This window comes from Nostoc edaphicum CCNP1411 (genome assembly GCF_014023275.1).
Classification (GTDB): Bacteria; Cyanobacteriota; Cyanobacteriia; order Cyanobacteriales; family Nostocaceae; genus Nostoc; species Nostoc edaphicum_A.
On sequence record NZ_CP054698.1, the window covers coordinates 2,361,569 to 2,379,388 of the forward strand.

The following is a 17,820-nucleotide window of genomic DNA, read 5'->3' on the forward strand; positions in this document are numbered from 1 at the left end:
GTGATTAATTTAAGTGTATCTTTATAACTTTTTGGTATAAGCACTAAAGTGCTTACTACAAACCTCGAAGATTAGAAATCCAAAAACTTTCAAGCGAAGTTTGACAGCTTGTCGTTTGACTATGGCAACGGCTCAACTGACAATTATGAAAGATATTGCACCGAATAAGCCGTTATTGCAGAGAGAACACGAAATGAAAAAAATGATTACAGTGATGCTGTTAGGCATAGCAATCTTCACCTTTGCCTTCAGTAGTCCAGCTTTGGCAGGAGATGCTGCTAGTGGAGCTAAAGTATTTAGTGCCAATTGTGCCTCTTGTCACGCAGGAGGTAAGAATCTGGTTCAAGCTCCGAAGAACCTGAAGAAGGATGCTTTAGAAAAGTATGGTATGTACTCAGCAGAGGCGATTATCGCCCAAGTTACAAAAGGTAAAAATGCCATGCCCGCTTTCGGCAGTCGTTTGAAAGCTAACCAGATTGAAGATGTAACTGCTTATGTGCTTTCACAAGCAGATAATGGCTGGAAGTAGACTAAAATCTAACTTCAAGAATTAATAATTAGCGGGGCAAAAAGCCCCGCTAATTTTGCTGCTGACGAAATTATCAAATAGGATGCTTATACCAATTTTGGATTACGAGTCTTTGCAAAAAGATTGTTCCAAAAATATCAAGTAATATTACCTATCCTAATTTGGTATTATGAGTAATTTTTGGCGATTATTGATTAGTGTAATTGTTGCTTTCCCTCTCACTTTTTTGACTTTACCTGCACATTCTTCACCCATTTTTATTACCCAAATCACAGCGGGTGATTTCTTGGAGTTGGGTGTAGATAAGATGCGGCATGGTGATTATCAGGAAGCAATAAAGAATTTCAACCAGGCGATTGAACTTGAGAAAGATTTTGCTGTGGTTTATAGCGATCGCTGTCTTGCTTATCTCCAACTACAAGATTACCATCAAGCGATCGCAGATTGTACTCAAGCCATAAATTTTGCACCAGATAACTCTGAGGCTTATCTGAACCGGGGTTTGGCACTCTACAGACAAGGGGATTATCCCGCTGCCATTGTCGATCATAATCGAGCGATCGCACTTAAACCCTACGATTTTCGAGCTTACTACAACCGCGGGCTAGCCCGTGCTGGGGAGGGGAAAGACTCGGAGGCAATTCTTGACTTTAATTTAGCTTTAACTCAAATTCCCCGAATTACTAGCTTACTGCTTGCAGATATCTATAATGACCGAGGTTTAGCGCATTTTGTCTTGCAAGATATCCAAACAGCCATGCTCGACTTTAATCTAGCAATTCGTCTCAATGCTAACGATTATAGAGCGTACTTTAATCGGGGTTGTGCTTGCGGACGAAACGGAGATGACTTTGGTGCAGTGCGTGATTTTTCCCAAGTTATCAGACTGAACCCCAGTAATGCCGAGGCTTACGTTAATCGGGGAGTAGCTCATTATCGCTTAGGATATCATTTAGCTGCGATCGCTGATCTGCAAAAAGCATCTGAGTATTATGAACATCAAGGAAAGAAAGTTGCCTACGAAAAAACTCTAGATTTGCTGAAGAATCTGCGACAACAAATTTCGTCTGTAACAGAAATCGCTCTTTTCTAGCACTGCAAGCCTATACAGGGTATCCACCAGCTTGAAAAATCTGTTCGGCGGTTAAGTTTAACTCTGGGAAAAGAGGTGAGATAATGCGATCGGTATCTTGAAACTGGCTAACTTGGTATTCTCCCTCAATTAAAGTGTAGAGCGAGACAGTTGGTTGTTTAGGGTTGCCAATAAATCGCCTACCGCCTAAAGCAGCATAATCTACAATCCAATATTCTGGGATGCCTACAGCCTCATAGTCAGCAGCTTTTTTTAAATAATCATCACGCCAATTGCTACTAACTACCTCAACTACTAAGGGTATTGATTCCGCTTGGCTTACAGTAGATTCTTTTTTCCACAGAGGTTCGTTTACCAAATTAGGGAGATTTAATATCAGCACATCTGGTGAGTAAGCCGATTCACTTTCAGGCGGTTTGACTAATGCTGTTTTTGGGATGCCGTAGCGTAGGCTGATGCGACTATATTCTAGAATAAATTGCTGGACTAAAAATACAATTATCTCTTCATGGTTGCCAGTGGGTTGCGGCATCTCTACAATTACTCCATCATGCAATTCATAATGTTTTCCTGTGTTGTCAGGATATTGAGCAACAAATTCATCGAATGTAACTAGTTTGCGTAAGGCTTGAATCATAAATTATTGCCATTTGTCTCAATGCTAACGATTATAGAGCGTACTTTAACCGGGGTTGTGCTTCTGACTTTTCACGGGATCTGGAAAACCTCTCTCTAAATCTCTCTCCTTGTAGGAGAGAGACTTTGAATTTTCCCCCTTCCCGTGTCGGGAAGGGGGCTAGGGGGTTAGGTCTTTCATGAGCTTTTCCACATGACGTGAAAAGTCAGGGTTGTGCTTGCGGACAAAATAGAGATGACTTTGGTACGAGGCTTTAAGGCTTATTTCCCTTCACTTTTTGGAGCCTAGCTTTCTTATAAAGCACAATGTTTTTAGCCACTTTAAGATCGCATGTCTGGGAATTTGAGCGCTTGAGACAGAATAAAAGATATTCCAATCCAGATTGAGATCATATTATCAGTAGAACCAAGATCACACTTCAATGAGTTCATCTCGGCTAAACTGAATACTTATATTTAAATATTTATACTTACATAGGAACTTAAATTATGGCAATGAGGAGAGCAGATCGCAGAGATTCTAATTATGATAACGCTGTGAATAATCCTCGCTCAAAGCAGAAAGAACCAACTCCTTATCATGAGCTTAAACTTTCATTAATGACTGTTCGCCTCAACCTTGAGGAAGCTGCATCTGAACGCGATAAATGGCAACAACGTGCGAAAGAAAATGAGGAAGCTGCATCCCAACTGGTTCATGTTCAGCAAGAAATTCAAACTTACCAAATCGAAACGAATAAGCTAAAAGAGCAAGTCACTCAAAATTATCGCTTTTATATTGATGAACAAGAAAATTATCAAAAGACGCTCTGCCTTTATAAAGAAGAAAAAGCGAAAATATCGCAGCTAGTTCATGTTCACCAGCGAGAGATTCAAACTTGCCAACTCGAAGCTAATGAGCTAAAAGAGCGAGTAACTCAAAATTATAACTTTTATATTGATGAGCAAAAAAGTCATCAGCAAACGCTCTGTCTCTACAATGAAGAAAAAGCGAGGGCGACTGAATTTATTACTAAATATGAAGCAGTAAACTCTGAACGAGAAATGTATTTGAGTTTATACAATGAGACTAAAGCAGAACTCAAACATGAGCGTCGCTCCAAAGCTAGTATTAAGGGATGGGAAACTCGTCGCAAAGCCGAGAATGAAAAACTAAAACGGGAAATTTCCCAGATGGTTGTGCTATTGCGTGAATCTTTAGAAAGTAAGGATGAAGCAGTAAACAGTCTTTACATTGTCGCAGAGCGTATGGATCGAATTCAATCTCTAGTTGATTCGGTGGAAGAAGAAACAACTAACAATCCTATAGGTTTAGTACAAAAGTTTAAACGCATCTGGTTGGCAATTAAAGACATACTTTCTGAATAAATAAGTATACTCATGAACAAAAAATCACTCCCAGCTACTCAAAAACAAGGTAAAGTGGGGCTGGGAGATCAAATTCGCAGTATTGCCGATCGCCTTAAACAAGAGACTGATGTACAGATAAAAGCAACTTCTCGGATTTTAGGGGCTGCTGCTCAAATTGCCGAAAATCATGACCGACTTATTAATGAAGTAGTTGATATGGTTGAGTCAGACCTGAATGCAGAGAAACAGGTATCTCCGAAGCATATTTATACTGTCGATACTCTGAAAGAACAGTTTAAAACATTACGAAATGCAAAGGCTCATTTTAACCTGAAAGTTAGTAGTTGGGAATCACTAGTTAATAAATTAAATGCGGTATTTTCCCAAACAAGCATAATACAGAATAAAACTCAATCAAAGCATGGCTTGACGAATAATAATGTGATAGTTAGTGAAGACAATTTTAATAATATTGAAAAATTGACAGTTATTTTAGAACCTGATGTTGCAGAAATGTTTCCAAATTCGGAAGCAGTAAATGAAGGTCTGCGTTTTTTAATTAGAGTTACGAGTAAAAATAGTTTTTGAAAGCGAATAGGCAATATTTGATATCTGGTGAAGGTTACATGAGAAAGTTCTCATGTAACCTTCATTGTCTTCTCATAAAACCCTGGTTAAACTTACGTTAAGTTCAAGTTAAGTGACACACAAAATTTTTAACAAAGAAAGGTAGAGGGTGGAACAAAATCAGTATCAATGAAAACTTTAGCTCTGGGTATAGAACCATGTGTTCTCAATGAATTATTTCAGATTGCTAGATAAAAAGGGGATTAGATACTGTGGGAAAAATTAGTCAGGAGTGCAAATGAACAACTTGTTACCCCACTCTGGAGAAATTATAAGAACATCGGGTAGTATCCTGTCTTCAGAGGATAGTAGTTTATCTAGCAATACTCGGAAGTGGCGTATTGCTTTATATTCCCACGACACAATGGGGCTAGGACATAAACGCCGTAATTTGTTGATTGCTCAAACTTTAGGATGTTCACCCCTAAAAACCGATGTTCTAATGATTAGTGGCATTCAAGATGCCAGCAATGTACCAACACCTCCAGGGGTAGACTGTTTGACGCTCCCGGCTTTGCATAAAAGCATTGATGGGCAATATCACGCCAGAAGATTGGATCTATCATTGCAGGAAATTATTACACTGCGATCGCAAGTTATTCTCACCACCATCAAAACATTTAAACCTGATATTTTCATTGTGGATAATGTACCGCGAGGAGCGGTCAGAGAGCTAGATCCAACCCTAAATTACTTGCGTATTCAAGGAAAAACACACTGCATTTTAGGTTTACGGGATATCTTAGATGAACCCGCTTCTGTGCGTCGAGATTGGAAGCGAGCAGCTAATGAAGAGGCGATTCAAACTTACTACGATCAGGTTTGGGTGTATGGCGATCGCAACATCTATGACCTAGCAAAAGAGTATCACTTCCAGCCAAAAACTGTTGCCAAATTCCGCTACACCGGCTATCTTGACCAACGCAGTCGCCTCAAGCATCTGGATTTAGATAGTGTTCAAGCATTTAAATCGCTCAATCTGTCATCTGAACGATTGGTATTATGCTTAGTGGGAGGCGGACAAGACGGAGCGCAGTTAGCAGAAACATTTGCTCATGCTGAACTACCACGGCAGATGAACGGTATCATTTTGACAGGCCCGTTTATGCCGCGAGAAGTCCGGCAAAAAATCCAGAACTATGCAGCGCAACGTGACAATCTGCGCGTGTTGGAATATTTAGCCGAGCCAACGCTGTTACTAAATCAAGCCGAACGTGTGATTGCAATGGGTGGTTACAATACAACTTGTGAATTGTTGTCATTTGCAAAGCGATCGCTAATTTTACCCCGCATCAAACCCCGACGAGAACAATTAATACGTGCTGAACGATTACAAGCACTAGGCTTAATCGATGTACTGCACCCACATCAACTGACACCTACTGCATTAACGAACTGGCTAAAGCTTGAGGTAGAGACATCACAAGTCCGTAATTTCGTCGATCTCAAAGGACTTACCCGCATTCCCCAATTCGTTAATGAAATCCTCATCTCAGCTATTTGTCATTAGTCATTTGTCATTGGTCAAAGACAAAAGTTTTACCTCATTAATTACGAATTATGTCAATCCGTATTGGTTATGTTCTCAAACGTTATCCCCGCTATTCTGAAACCTTTGTCGTCAATGAAATTTTGGCTCATGAAGCGGCTGGCTTAGATATAGAAATTTTCGCTTTACGGCCACTATGTGATACTCACTTTCAAAATATTATTTCCCAAGTCCGTGCGTCTGTAAGTTACATTCGGAGGCCAATTCAAGGGCGGGTTAGTGAATCACTCAATAGTCTCGCACCTACAGCCGCTAGCTATTTTTGGGCAGAGTTACAAGAAGCAAGTAAAGTTATCCCTGACTTTTGGCCAAAACTGGCTTTCGCTCAAGGTGAACAAGCTAGCACTGTCTACCAAGCCGCATGGTTAGCGCGAGAAGCGCGAGTCAAAGGCATTACTCATTTACACGCTCATTTTGGCACTGTAGCTACTAGTGTCGCTCGGCTAGCATCTCACTTTACAGGCATTCCTTATACTTTTACGGCTCATGCTAAAGACATATTTCATGAAAGCGTGGAATTTGAGGATATGCAACGTAAGCTACAGGATGCGGCTAGTGTCGTAACTGTCAGTGACTATAATCTCAGATATCTGCACAATACATATAATTTACCCGCAAAGCAAGTTCAGCGCATTTACAACGGGTTAGATTTACGACAATTACAATATTCTTCTCCGGCTGAACGTCCGCCATTAATTATCTCAGTCGGTCGGTTAATTGAGAAGAAAGGGCTATCTGTTTTGATTGATGCTTGTGCCATTCTCAAGCAGAGAAATTATCAGTTTCAGTGTCAAATTGTCGGTACTGGTTCTTTAGAATTGACTTTGCGTCAGCAAATTATAGATTTAGAACTGCAATCTATTGTGGAAATTGTCGGCCCGCGTCCACAAAATGAGGTGTTTCAATTAGTACAGAAAGCTGCTGTGTTTGCTACACCTTATGTTATTGGCAAAGATGGTAATCGGGATGGACTACCAACAGTTTTACTGGAAGCTATGGCTTTAGGAACTCCCTGTGTAAGTACTGATGTAACGGGTATTCCTGAATTGGTGCGTGATGGCGAGACTGGGTTGATTGTGCCACAACATGATGCTGATAAATTAGCGATCGCACTTGGGCAATTCCTGACTAATTCTGCTTTGCGGGTTAAGTTGTCAACCCAGGCTAGACAATTAATTGAGTCTGAGTTTGATATTCATTGCAATACTGCAATTTTACGGGAATTATTTCTCACGCATACCGCAAGCGGAACTCGCAAAGTAGGCGCAAAAGCGTAAAGGAGGTGTGAAGATGCGAATTGCATACATTTGTGCCGATCCGGGTATACCTGTATTTGGTCAAAAAGGATGTTCGATTCATGTCCAAGAGGTGATTCGAGCGTTGCAAAAGCAAGGTAGCCAAGTCACATTATTTGCTACTCGGATTGGGGGAGAATTACCCGCAGATTTAGCTAATGTTGTTGTTCATCAACTCCCAGTTATCCCCAAATTAGAACGGGCGATGCGAGAGCAAGTTGCTTTAGCGCTCAATCCTGATTTACGTTTAAATTTGGAAAGATTTGGCCCCTTTGACTTCATTTATGAACGTTATTCTCTTTGGAGTTATAGCGCGATGGAGTATGCCCAAGCTATGGGAATTCCGGGTTTGTTGGAGGTAAATTCGCCTCTGATTACAGAACAAGCACAGCATCGGGGTTTGATTGATCGCCAAAGTGCGGAAGAAGTCGCAAATCGAGTTTTTTCAGCAGCTACAGCACTGATTGCTGTTTCAGATGCAGTGAAAACTTACTTGATGAATTATGTAGACAGTAGCAAAGTTCATGTCATCCCTAATGGTGTCAATCCTCACCGCTTTTCTACCCTTCGTCCTACAACTCACCCAGAAACCTTTACAGTGGGATTTGTCGGTACGTTGAAACCGTGGCATGGATTGCCAATTCTCACAGAAGCTTTTAGTTTACTGTATCAACGTGTTCCCAATGCCAAACTTTTAATTGTTGGCGATGGCCCGGAACGGGAAAATCTGCAAATGGAATTAGCTGCACGGGGATTAGATTCTCATACTCAATTTACAGGTGCGGTGAATCCTGATGAAGTTCCTCAATTATTAGCAGCAATGGATGTCGCCGTTGCACCCTACGCCGCGCAATCCGATTTTTACTTCTCACCATTGAAAGTATATGAATATATGGCGGCTGGTTTGCCTGTAGTCGTGAGTCAGATTGGGCAATTGGCAGACTTAATTGATACAGAGGTGAATGGTATTCTTTGTCCTCCAGGTGATGCGATCGCTTTAGCAGAGGCTTTAGAAAAATTGTGGCGATCGCCTACTCTCCGTCATACTTTAGGACAGGCGGCGCGGCAAACGGTGATCGCACATCATACTTGGGATGCGATCGCTCAAAAAATTCTCCATATAGCATCTCCATTGCCGATGGAGGTGAAACGCTAAATGTCAAAACAAGCTGTTCCTGGTTTGTGGGGAATCCTGGTTTATTTCTGGCCTGACATTCGTCCACAGTTCGGATTACTTTTGATTTCTGCGATCGCTTTAATTGCAGATGTCGGACTCCGCGTATTAGAACCTTGGCCCCTCAAGTTTGTCTTTGATTACGTTCTCTTGCGTGGCGATAAGATAAATAATATTCCCATCATTGCTAATTTAGAAGCGATAACATTACTGACATTCTCAGCCGTTGCAGTCTTACTTATTACAGGCTTCCGCGCCCTTGCTGCCTATTGGAGTACTGTCGGATTAGCAACAGTTGGTAGCCGAGTCATGGCGAAAGTGCGTAATCATTTGTATTGCCATCTGCAAGATTTATCTTTGGCTTATCACACCAAAGCGCGTAGCGGTGATTTAATTATCCGTGTCAGTAGCGATGCTAGCCGTCTCCAAGAAATTATGATTACGGCAGCATTACCACTAGTAGTCAGCATTCTGACTCTATTTGGGATGATTGGGGTGATGTTTTGGATGAATTCCAGCCTGACCCTACTTTCACTATTCACACTACCGTTATTTTGGCTAGTTACTAACCGACTCAGCCAGCGAATTAAAGATTCCTCATTGAAGCAACGCCACCAAGAAGGTGCTGTGGCGGCGACGGCGGCTGAGTCCATTGCTGCCATTAAATTAGTGAAAGCCCTATCCTTGCAAGATGCTTTTGCACGAGTATTTGCTCAACAAAATCAGCGTAGTCTCAAAGAAAGCGTCAAAACCCAACGGCTGGCGGCTCACTTGGAACGTACTGTTGATGCTGTGATTGCACTGGGAACAGCGATCGTTTTATGGTACGGCTCTTGGCTGGCGCTGCGAGATGCGTTAACACCTGGGGATGTGCTGGTATTTCTCACCTACCTGAAGAATGCCTTTAAGCCAGTTCAGAACTTCGCTAAGTACACCGGACGACTGGCGAAAGCTGCGGCTTCTAGTGAGCGCATTTTAGATGTATTAAATCAGCAACCCGATGTCTATGATTTGCCAGATGCAATCCCCGCCCCGATTTTCCGAGGTACAGTGCGTTTTGATCGCGTCCACTTTGCCTATGAATCAGGACAAGTTCTACTGCAAGAAATCAACTTAAACATTCAACCGGGACAACAAGTTGCGATCGTTGGGACTTCTGGTGGTGGTAAGTCTACATTAGTCAGTCTATTATTACGGCTTTATGACCCTACAGACGGGCGTGTAATGATTGATGGGCGGGATATTCGAGAATATACATTAGCATCATTACGTCCACAAATTAGTGTAGTTTTGCAAGATAGTCTCTTATTCGCTGCTAGTATTCGAGAAAACATTGCCTACGGGATTGCCGGGGTGTCTGATGCCGAAATCGAAGACGCGACTCGTTTAGCTAACGCTCATGAGTTTATCCAAGCTTTACCACAAGGATACGACACCCTTGTAGGGGAAAGAGGCGCAACTCTTTCTGGGGGACAAAGACAAAGAATTGCGATCGCTCGTGCTGCTATCCGTCAAGCTCCTATCCTGATTTTAGATGAACCGACTACGGGGTTAGATAAGGGGAATGAGAAGGCTGTGATTGATGCGCTGCAACAGTTGTCGGAAAATCGCACTACTTTTTTAATTACTCATGATCTTTATCTGGCAACTCGCGCAGATATGATTCTTTATCTGGAAAATGGGCAGGTGGTGGAACAAGGTACTCATCTGGAATTGATGCAACAGAATGGGCGTTATGCGGCTTTGTATCAAGTACAGGGTTCTTTGAGGGTTTAAAACGCAGAGGGACGCTGAGGTAAGCGCAGAGGTACGCAGAGTATGGGATTTAGTGATGGGAAGATGCCTTTTTTGGCGGATGCGGTTGATCGGTTGCGGGTGGAAGAGTGTTTTGGGCGGTGTTTAGCGATCGCTGCAAATTGTCGTGCGCAAAAAGTCCGGGTTATTCGTCATAAGTTGGGGCGGCGTTGTTTGATTGAATATGAATTGATTCATGATGATGGACAAATAATTACGCTGATTGGTAAGGTTAGGGCTAAGGGAACGGATTTTCATAGTTATGAGTTACAGAAATCTCTATGGTCAGCCGGATTTGGTGATGATAGTCCTGATGGAATTTCTGTACCTGAACCTGTTGGGGTAATTCCTGAATGGCAAATGTGGTTGCAGCGTAAAGTTGAAGGGGTTATTGCTACTCAATTTTTATCACAAACTGACAGTATTTTACCCGCAAAACTAATTGCTGAAGCTGCTCACAAATTGCACCAAGCTAATATTGCTCCTCGCCGTTCTCATACTATGTCAGATGAACTACGAATTTTGCATGAGCGGATTCCATTAGTTACGCAACAATATCCACAATGGGAATCCCGGTTAGAGAGAATATTAGAAGCAAGTAATCATTTAGGAAAAAACACGCCAGAAATAAAACATTGTGGTATCCACCGTGATTTTTATCCCGATCAAGTGATTATTAATAATTCTCGTTTGTATCTCATCGACCTAGATTTATATTGTGAAGGTAATCCGGCGCTTGATATCGGTAACTTCATTGGTCATATTCAAGAATACAGTCTTCGTACTTTTGGTAACTCCCAAGTATTACAAGAGTATGAAAATGTTTTAACTGAAAGATTTATTCAGCTTACAAGCGATGAATTCCTCACTGCAATTCAATCCTATACTGCTCTAACTTTAGTCCGGCATATATATATCAGCACCCAATTTGCAGAACGTCGTCCTTTTACAGAAGCACTATTAAATCTGTGTGAACAGCGACTTGGGATAATTTGTAATTCGTAATTCGTAATTATAGGGTTTCTGACTTAAGTGCAATACAGTAACCCCAAAACCCTCATGTAGAGACGCGATGAATCGCGTCTTGAAAGACCAATACAGACCTAACCCCCAGCCCCTTCCCTACAAGGGAAGGGGAGTAAGATTCAAAGCCTCTCTCCTTTTAGGAGAGAGGTTTGGAGAGAGGTCAAAGTCTATTACAAACGAGAATCGCTATATCTGTCACCCTATTTTTGCGAACTGGTAGTATTTTCAGGAGATAGTATTGATGGGTTTAATTTTTTTGCAGAAAATTCGCTTGATTAGTTTAATCATTTCCCTTATCTTGAGCAGCATAAATAAAGCTAATGCAACGACTAAGCCCGTATCAATAGAAAATAATCAATTAAACAAAATTACATCAGTTTCTCAATTGTCGGATATTAGTGTTGATAGTTGGGAATTTAAAACACTACAAGCATTGATTGAGCAATATGATTGCGTTAGTAACACTAATCCTGACAATCAAACTCTAAATAGATATCAATTTGCTACTAAATTAAATGCTTGCATTATACACATAAATGAGCTAATCAGTAATGGTAAAATAAATCGAAAAACGTTAACTACCATTCAAAAATTACAAGCAGAGTTTTCGGCAGAATTAGCAACTTTCAGAAATCGCATCGATTTATTAGAAAACAAAGTGAATGCATTGCAAACACAACAGTTTTCGCCTCAAGTTGAGTTAGAGGGAGAGATTATCTTTGCGATGATTGGAGTTGCTGGTGGAAAAAAAGCCAACAGTAGAACCAAGCCAATCAATGATAATTTAGTGTTGAGCGATCGCGTCCGTCTTAGCTTAGAGACAAGTTTTACCGGCAAAGACAACTTGCAAATACGCTTGCAAGGTCGAAATACACCAGAATTGTCAGATTTTACTGGAACTAAAATGGCCAATTTGGGATTTGATGGCGACGATGACAATGAGATGGAAATAGATGAGATAGATTATAAATTTCCACTAGGTAAGCAAACTCGCATAACTTTGTACGCTTTAGGAGGAGGATTAGGCGATTTTGTTCCTAGTGTCAATCCTCTGTTTAGCGGTAGTGGAGACGGATCAATTTCTACATTTGGACGAGAAAATCCGATTCGACGACAAGGTGGCGGTGCAGGTATCGGTATTTCTCATAATTTAAATGACTCTCTAAATCTGTCATTGGCATATATTACCAGCGATGCAGCCAATCCAGAGAGGGGAATTTTTGCTAGTCCTCATGGTGCGATCGCTCAAATCACCCTTGAACCCACCAAAACAACAGCACTTAGCGTTACCTATATCCACTCTTACAATAATGTGAATACCGGCACCGGCAGCGAATTAACTAACAATCCTTTTAATAATCAGGCAGATGCCATTACTGCGAATTCCTTTGGTGCAGAAGCCGCTTGGCAACTTAACCCAAGTATCACCCTTGGGGGCCGAGTTGGTTTTATTCATGCGACAGCAGAAGATTTAACAGCAACCCCAAATGCTTTTATCTCCACATGGGCGTTACTACTATCGATCAAAGATATTGGACAAGAAGATAGCTTTGCCGGATTTGTGGTAGGTCAACCACCTAAAGTAACTGATAATAGTTTCGGCGATACCTTTGAAGATGAGGATACATCTTTACATCTAGAAGCTTTTTACCACCTGCAAATCACAGATAATCTAGCGATAACTCCAGGTTTATTTGTCATCACGAATCCCGAAAATGATAATAGTAATGACAAAATTTATATTGGTACAGTTCGGACAACATTTACCTTTTAACTACAAAAAATTAGATGCTCCGCCTTAGCCAGTAAAATTAGGTCATTGATAAAAAGGATTAACCGTTTTATCTCATCCATAAATAGAACTAGAGTTTCTTGTACAAAATCAAAGTCCCCCTTTTTAAGGGGGATTTAGGGGGATCTAAAAGGTTTTTCTACCGACCAGAGGACTTTTAAAACATCCTCTAAAAGTAAAGTTCAAGTGGTATTTTTCTCCTCACACTGCTAACTGATCAGGCGTAACACCATCAGAGAACGATCTGTAACTGGTACACTTTGAGAACCTGAAACTAACTTTCCCCGATCTAAAAAGCGAGGTTCATTTGTGTCAATTACTATCTCCCATACCTTTTCTTTAAATTCATTAGGTAAAGCAAACTCAATTAATTCATAGTGAGCGTTAAAAAATATCAGAAAACTTTCATCAATAATCCGCTCACCACGATCCCCTGGAGTAGCAATTCCCTGCCCATTCAAAAAAATCTCCATTACTTTGGCATAACTAACTAGCCACTGTTTCTCAGTCATTCCACTGCCATCAGAATTAAACCAAGCAATATCATTAATGCCTAAACCGTGAATGGGACGACCTTGAAACCACTTACGTCGTCGGAATACTGGATGCTGATGGCGAAAATTAATTAGTTCACGTGTAAAGTCTAGTAAATCCGAGTTCGCTTTATGCAAATCCCAATGCCGCCAGGAAATTTCATTATCTTGGCAGTAGACATTATTATTTCCCTTTTGACTACAGCCAATTTCATCCCCTTCTAATAGCATTGGGACACCTTGAGATAGCATTAGGGTTGCTAAAAAGTTTCGTCGTTGCCGTTCGCGCAAACGCATTACTTCTGGATCATCCGTTTCACCTTCTACACCACAATTCCACGATCTATTATGGCTTTCACCATCTCTACTGTCTTCCCCGTTTGCCTCGTTATGCTTTTCGTTGTAGCTGACTAAATCATTTAACGTGAAACCATCATGAGCAGTTATGAAATTAATACTTGCATTTGGGTTGCGCCCGTTTGTTTGATATAGGTCAGGGCTACCGGTAAAACAGTAAGCAAATTGTCCTAAACTATCATCTACACCACGCCAAAAATCTCGTACTGTATCCCGATATCTGCCATTCCACTCAGACCAACGCAGTGGAAAGTTCCCAACTTGATAGCCGCCTTCTCCTAAGTCCCAAGGTTCAGCAATGAGTTTCACATCTGCTAAGATTGGGTCTTGATGAATAATATCAAAGAAGGCTGATAGATTGTCTACCTCATATAATTCCCGTGCTAGCGCCGAGGCCAAATCAAATCGGAAGCCATCTACATGCATTTCTATTACCCAATAGCGCAGGCTATCCATGATTAACTTCAGAACTTGAGCATGACGCACATTCAGAGAGTTACCACAGCCTGTAAAATCCATGTAGTAGCGAGGATCATCTTTAACCAAACGGTAATATACAGAATTATCAATACCTCGCAAAGATAGCGTTGGCCCGAAATGATTTCCTTCGCCAGTGTGGTTGTAGACTACATCTAAAATCACTTCAATTCCAGCAAAATGAAGTGTTTTGACCATTTGCTTGAATTCAGTGACTTGTTGTCCCTCAGTCCCACTAGCACTGTAACTAGAATAGGGGGCAAAATAGTTGATGGAATCGTAACCCCAGTAATTCCTTAATCCTTTATCTTCTAAATGTCCCGGATGAGATAAAAAGTGATGTACTGGCATCAACTCAACTGCTGTAATTCCTAATTGCTGTAAGTGTTGAATTGCAGCTGGATGCGCTAACCCTGCATAAGTGCCACGTAACTCTTCTGGAATACCTGGATGTAGTTTAGTAAAACCTTTGACGTGAGTTTCATAAATAACAGTTGTATGCCAAGGTGTATTAAGCCGTTTATCATCTTCCCAATCAAAAGATTGATCAACTACAACACACTTTGGCATTATTTTGGCATCATCTAGTTCAGAAAAAACTAAGTCTTTTTCTGGAGCGTCTAAAGAGTAGCCAAATACAGATGGATCGTTACTAAATTCACCGTCAATTGCCTTGGTGTAGGGATCAATCAATAGTTTGTTTGGATTAAATCGATGACCTACCTCCGGTGCCCATGCCCCATGTACTCTAAATCCATACTTTTGACCTGGGCCAACTCCTGGTAAGTAGCCATGCCACACAAAATTGTTTTTTTCTGTCAAAGGCACGCGAATTTCTTCGTCATCATTATCAAATAAACAAAGCTCTACCCCTGTTGCATTTTCCGAAAATAAAGCAAAGTTCGTCCCTTTCCCATCCCAAGTTGCACCTAAAGGATATACATTCCCTGGCCATAAAGTTACATACATAAGTAAATTTTCAATAATTAGTTTTTCAGTAAATAATCAACTTAGATTTTCTTGAATAATTAATAATAATTAGTTGGAACTTAAAGTTACTAATAATTCGTTAAAATCACTAATATTAAAATCTAGCTTATTAAATAATATTATTTGCTCTATCATTAGTAATAAAAATCTCTATTCCTTAAGTCTGATAAATTGAAGCGTAGGGCAAGAGGCTGGAGGAAAACTGCTCTGTCTGTAACACCCTATGCAATCTTCATCAGTAAGCGATGCTGAGACGCTACGCGAACACCAACGCTAAAAAGCAAGGGTGTTAAACACTCACTGTTGCACTAAATTATCATCCTGCTGTCTAAGCTGAACCGTGGAAATATGACAGCGTGTCTTTTGACACGATTTTACTATTACAGCAACAATTCTACGTGGTGACTGTTTTTACTTGGTGTGAAAGAGAACGTGAAAAAGGATTTTTTGTTGCTAACAGTTGCTTTACCGAGTTTACTGATAGCTTTTCCTGGCTTTGCTGCTGAGAGTGAAATTAAGCAGAGAAATACTGATAAATCAACCGAAGTTATTTCAGATATTCCGAGTTTGAGTGAAATCGAGCTACCCGCGACTAATGCCGAATTATTAACTCAACAATCTGCACCGAGTGAAGTTAATCCAGAAACTCAGCCAGAACTAGAGCAAGACGATACAGATATTACCATAGAAGCGATCGCAGAACCGGATAACCTACCTCAATCTACCCCAACTTACGTAATTGATAAAGAAGAAATTCAAAAGCAGGGCGCTACAAGTCTAGCCGATATCTTAAAAAGAATGCCTGGTTTTGCAATCAATGATGTTGGTCATGGTGCAGATATTCACACAGGTACATACTATCGCGGAGCTTCAATTAATCAGTCTGTATTTTTGATTAATGGCAGACCAATTAACAATAATGTCAACACTTATCATGGTGGAACTGATTTAAATAGCATTCCGGTAGAGTCGATTGAACGAGTAGAATTATATAGCGGCACAGCCTCCGCATTGTATGGTTCCTCAGCTTTTGGGGGAGTTGTGAATATCATCACCAAGGAAGGTTATGGCAAACCTAAATTGAGCGCTAGCGCAGAGTTTGGCTCGTTGAGTTTAAATAATCAGCAAGTGACTTATGGTGGTTCATCTGATAAAGTTAAGTACAACTTTAGCTTTGAAAGATTCTTTATAGATAACCGTTACCGCGTTCCTGTAGGTGCTGCAAATCGTGATGAGCAGGGATTTTTATCGAATGCAGACACAGCTACAAGTACTTACTTTGGTAGCATTGGACTAGATTTAGATAAAAAAAATTCATTGAATTTAGATGTTACTGCACTCAGCAGTCGTCGCGGCTTAATTTATTTTGGGTTTCCTCTGCAAAGAGATAGATTAGACCACGATGGTTTAAATGTTGGCTTATCTTGGAAAACTCGGCTAGGTAATGGTGAAAGCTCCAATCTTACAACCTCAATTGGTTATAACCAAGATTATTTCAGCACTTATGGCCCTACAGGCGCATTTTACCGTACAGGATCTTTAGATACACAACAACTTACAGCCAGAGTAGATCATGAGTGGAAAGTTACTTCCAATAATAAGTTGCGCTGGGGATTAGATTTGAAAAACACCGACTTAATCGGTGATGTTTTGAGTACAAATCCTGCGAGAATTGCCAATAACGAAACTGAAGATCGGAGTTTATTCAATACAGCTTTGTTTGCTGTCAATACTTGGAATATTAGCGATAATTTTCTGATAGATTTAGGGCTAAGGCAAAGCTTTGACAGCCAGTTTGGAAATTATCTCAATCCTAGTGTTGGGTTACGTTATGCCGTCACACCAATAGTAGCAGTGCGGGGAAGTTGGGCAGGGGGACAGCGCAATCCGGGGTTAGATCAGTTGTATGTTTATGATACAGTTCATGGTTGGGAACCTAATCCTGATTTAAGACCGGAAACTGGTTCTACTTGGAGTGCGGGAGTAGATGTCAATTTTTCTCAAAATCTGATTGGGCAGTTTACTTACTTTGGTAGTAGTATAAGCGATCGCTTGGGAGTCATCGCCGGCAGATGGGAAAACATTGGACTAGTTGATACCAATGGTTTAGAGGTTGCATTGCAATTAAGAATTGCGGCTGGTTGGTCAACTTTCCTCAACTACACTTATACTGATGCTCAAATAAAAACAGGCTCAGAGAGAGGCTTACAGTTAGGTTTGATTCCCTACTCTGTACTGCAAACTGGCGTGGGTTATGAAAATTCAGGTTGGCAGGCTAATTTGTATGTTACTTACAATAGTGGCACTCGCAGAGCCTTCTTTACAAACCCTGGTGACACGATTACAGATTTTTCGCCATCTTTCGTAAATTTAGATTTGAGCGGACGTGTACCTTTAACTAGCAATGTCGGATTGACAGTTTACTTAGAAAATCTACTAGGTGAGCAATATGAGCGAGTTAATCGCATATATAGCCCTGGATTCACTTTTCGTGTGGGTTTAAACGCCAGTTTTTAGGTGTAAAACCTCTGCGTTCTCTGTGACTCTGCGGTTCAAAAGTTATCTATTGAACCACTGAGGCGCAGAGAACACAGAGAC

General features: G+C 40.8%; 13 protein-coding genes. 11 read left to right on the forward strand and 2 right to left on the reverse strand.

Annotated elements, in window-relative coordinates; genetic code table 11:
* Positions 1–193: 193 nt before the first annotated feature.
* Positions 194–529, forward strand: a complete 336-nt coding sequence (gene petJ, locus HUN01_RS12360; RefSeq protein WP_181932669.1) for a cytochrome c6 PetJ — start codon at positions 194–196, stop codon at positions 527–529.
* 169 nt (positions 530–698) lie between these two features.
* Positions 699–1,622: a tetratricopeptide repeat protein gene (locus HUN01_RS12365; RefSeq protein WP_181931515.1), complete on the forward strand. Its 924-nt coding sequence runs from the start codon at positions 699–701 to the stop codon at positions 1,620–1,622.
* A 10-nt stretch (positions 1,623–1,632) separates the two neighbouring features.
* Here HUN01_RS12365 and HUN01_RS12370 read toward each other — a convergent pair whose 3' ends face one another.
* Positions 1,633–2,259, reverse strand: a complete 627-nt coding sequence (locus HUN01_RS12370) for a Uma2 family endonuclease (protein ID WP_181931516.1) — start codon at positions 2,257–2,259, stop codon at positions 1,633–1,635.
* A gap of 488 nt (positions 2,260–2,747) precedes the next feature.
* Between HUN01_RS12370 and HUN01_RS12375 the strand changes: the two genes are divergently transcribed.
* The 8 genes from HUN01_RS12375 (at position 2,748) to HUN01_RS12410 (ending at position 12,847) form a co-directional block, all read left to right on the forward strand.
* A complete protein-coding gene (locus HUN01_RS12375) occupies positions 2,748–3,626 on the forward strand; it encodes a hypothetical protein (RefSeq protein WP_238846228.1) in 879 nt (292 codons plus the stop codon).
* 12 nt (positions 3,627–3,638) lie between these two features.
* Positions 3,639–4,196, forward strand: coding sequence for a hypothetical protein (locus tag HUN01_RS12380; RefSeq protein WP_181931517.1), 558 nt, complete (start codon positions 3,639–3,641; stop codon positions 4,194–4,196).
* A gap of 277 nt (positions 4,197–4,473) precedes the next feature.
* Positions 4,474–5,745 (forward strand): glycosyltransferase family protein, encoded by a 1,272-nt coding sequence (locus tag HUN01_RS12385; protein ID WP_181931518.1) that lies wholly within the window; start codon positions 4,474–4,476, stop codon positions 5,743–5,745.
* A 50-nt stretch (positions 5,746–5,795) separates the two neighbouring features.
* A complete protein-coding gene (locus HUN01_RS12390; protein ID WP_181931519.1) occupies positions 5,796–7,061 on the forward strand; it encodes a glycosyltransferase in 1,266 nt (421 codons plus the stop codon).
* Between the two features lie 13 nt (positions 7,062–7,074).
* Positions 7,075–8,235 (forward strand): glycosyltransferase family 4 protein, encoded by a 1,161-nt coding sequence (locus HUN01_RS12395; RefSeq protein WP_181931520.1) that lies wholly within the window; start codon positions 7,075–7,077, stop codon positions 8,233–8,235.
* Positions 8,236–10,029 (forward strand): ABC transporter ATP-binding protein, encoded by a 1,794-nt coding sequence (locus tag HUN01_RS12400; RefSeq protein WP_181931521.1) that lies wholly within the window; start codon positions 8,236–8,238, stop codon positions 10,027–10,029.
* 42 nt (positions 10,030–10,071) lie between these two features.
* Positions 10,072–11,052: a phosphotransferase gene (locus HUN01_RS12405; RefSeq protein ID WP_181931522.1), complete on the forward strand. Its 981-nt coding sequence runs from the start codon at positions 10,072–10,074 to the stop codon at positions 11,050–11,052.
* 262 nt (positions 11,053–11,314) lie between these two features.
* Positions 11,315–12,847, forward strand: coding sequence for an iron uptake porin (locus HUN01_RS12410; RefSeq protein ID WP_181931523.1), 1,533 nt, complete (start codon positions 11,315–11,317; stop codon positions 12,845–12,847).
* Between the two features lie 227 nt (positions 12,848–13,074).
* On the opposite strand, the gene glgX is transcribed toward HUN01_RS12410, so the two are convergent.
* The gene (gene glgX / locus HUN01_RS12415; protein WP_181931524.1) at positions 13,075–15,201 is read right to left on the reverse strand and encodes a glycogen debranching protein GlgX; all 2,127 of its coding nucleotides are present in this window, start codon (positions 15,199–15,201) and stop codon (positions 13,075–13,077) included.
* A 453-nt stretch (positions 15,202–15,654) separates the two neighbouring features.
* Here glgX and HUN01_RS12420 point away from each other — a divergent pair, with 453 nt between their 5' ends.
* Entirely contained in the window at positions 15,655–17,739 is a 2,085-nt protein-coding gene (locus HUN01_RS12420; protein ID WP_181931525.1) for a TonB-dependent receptor plug domain-containing protein, read from the forward strand.
* Positions 17,740–17,820: the final 81 nt, after the last annotated feature.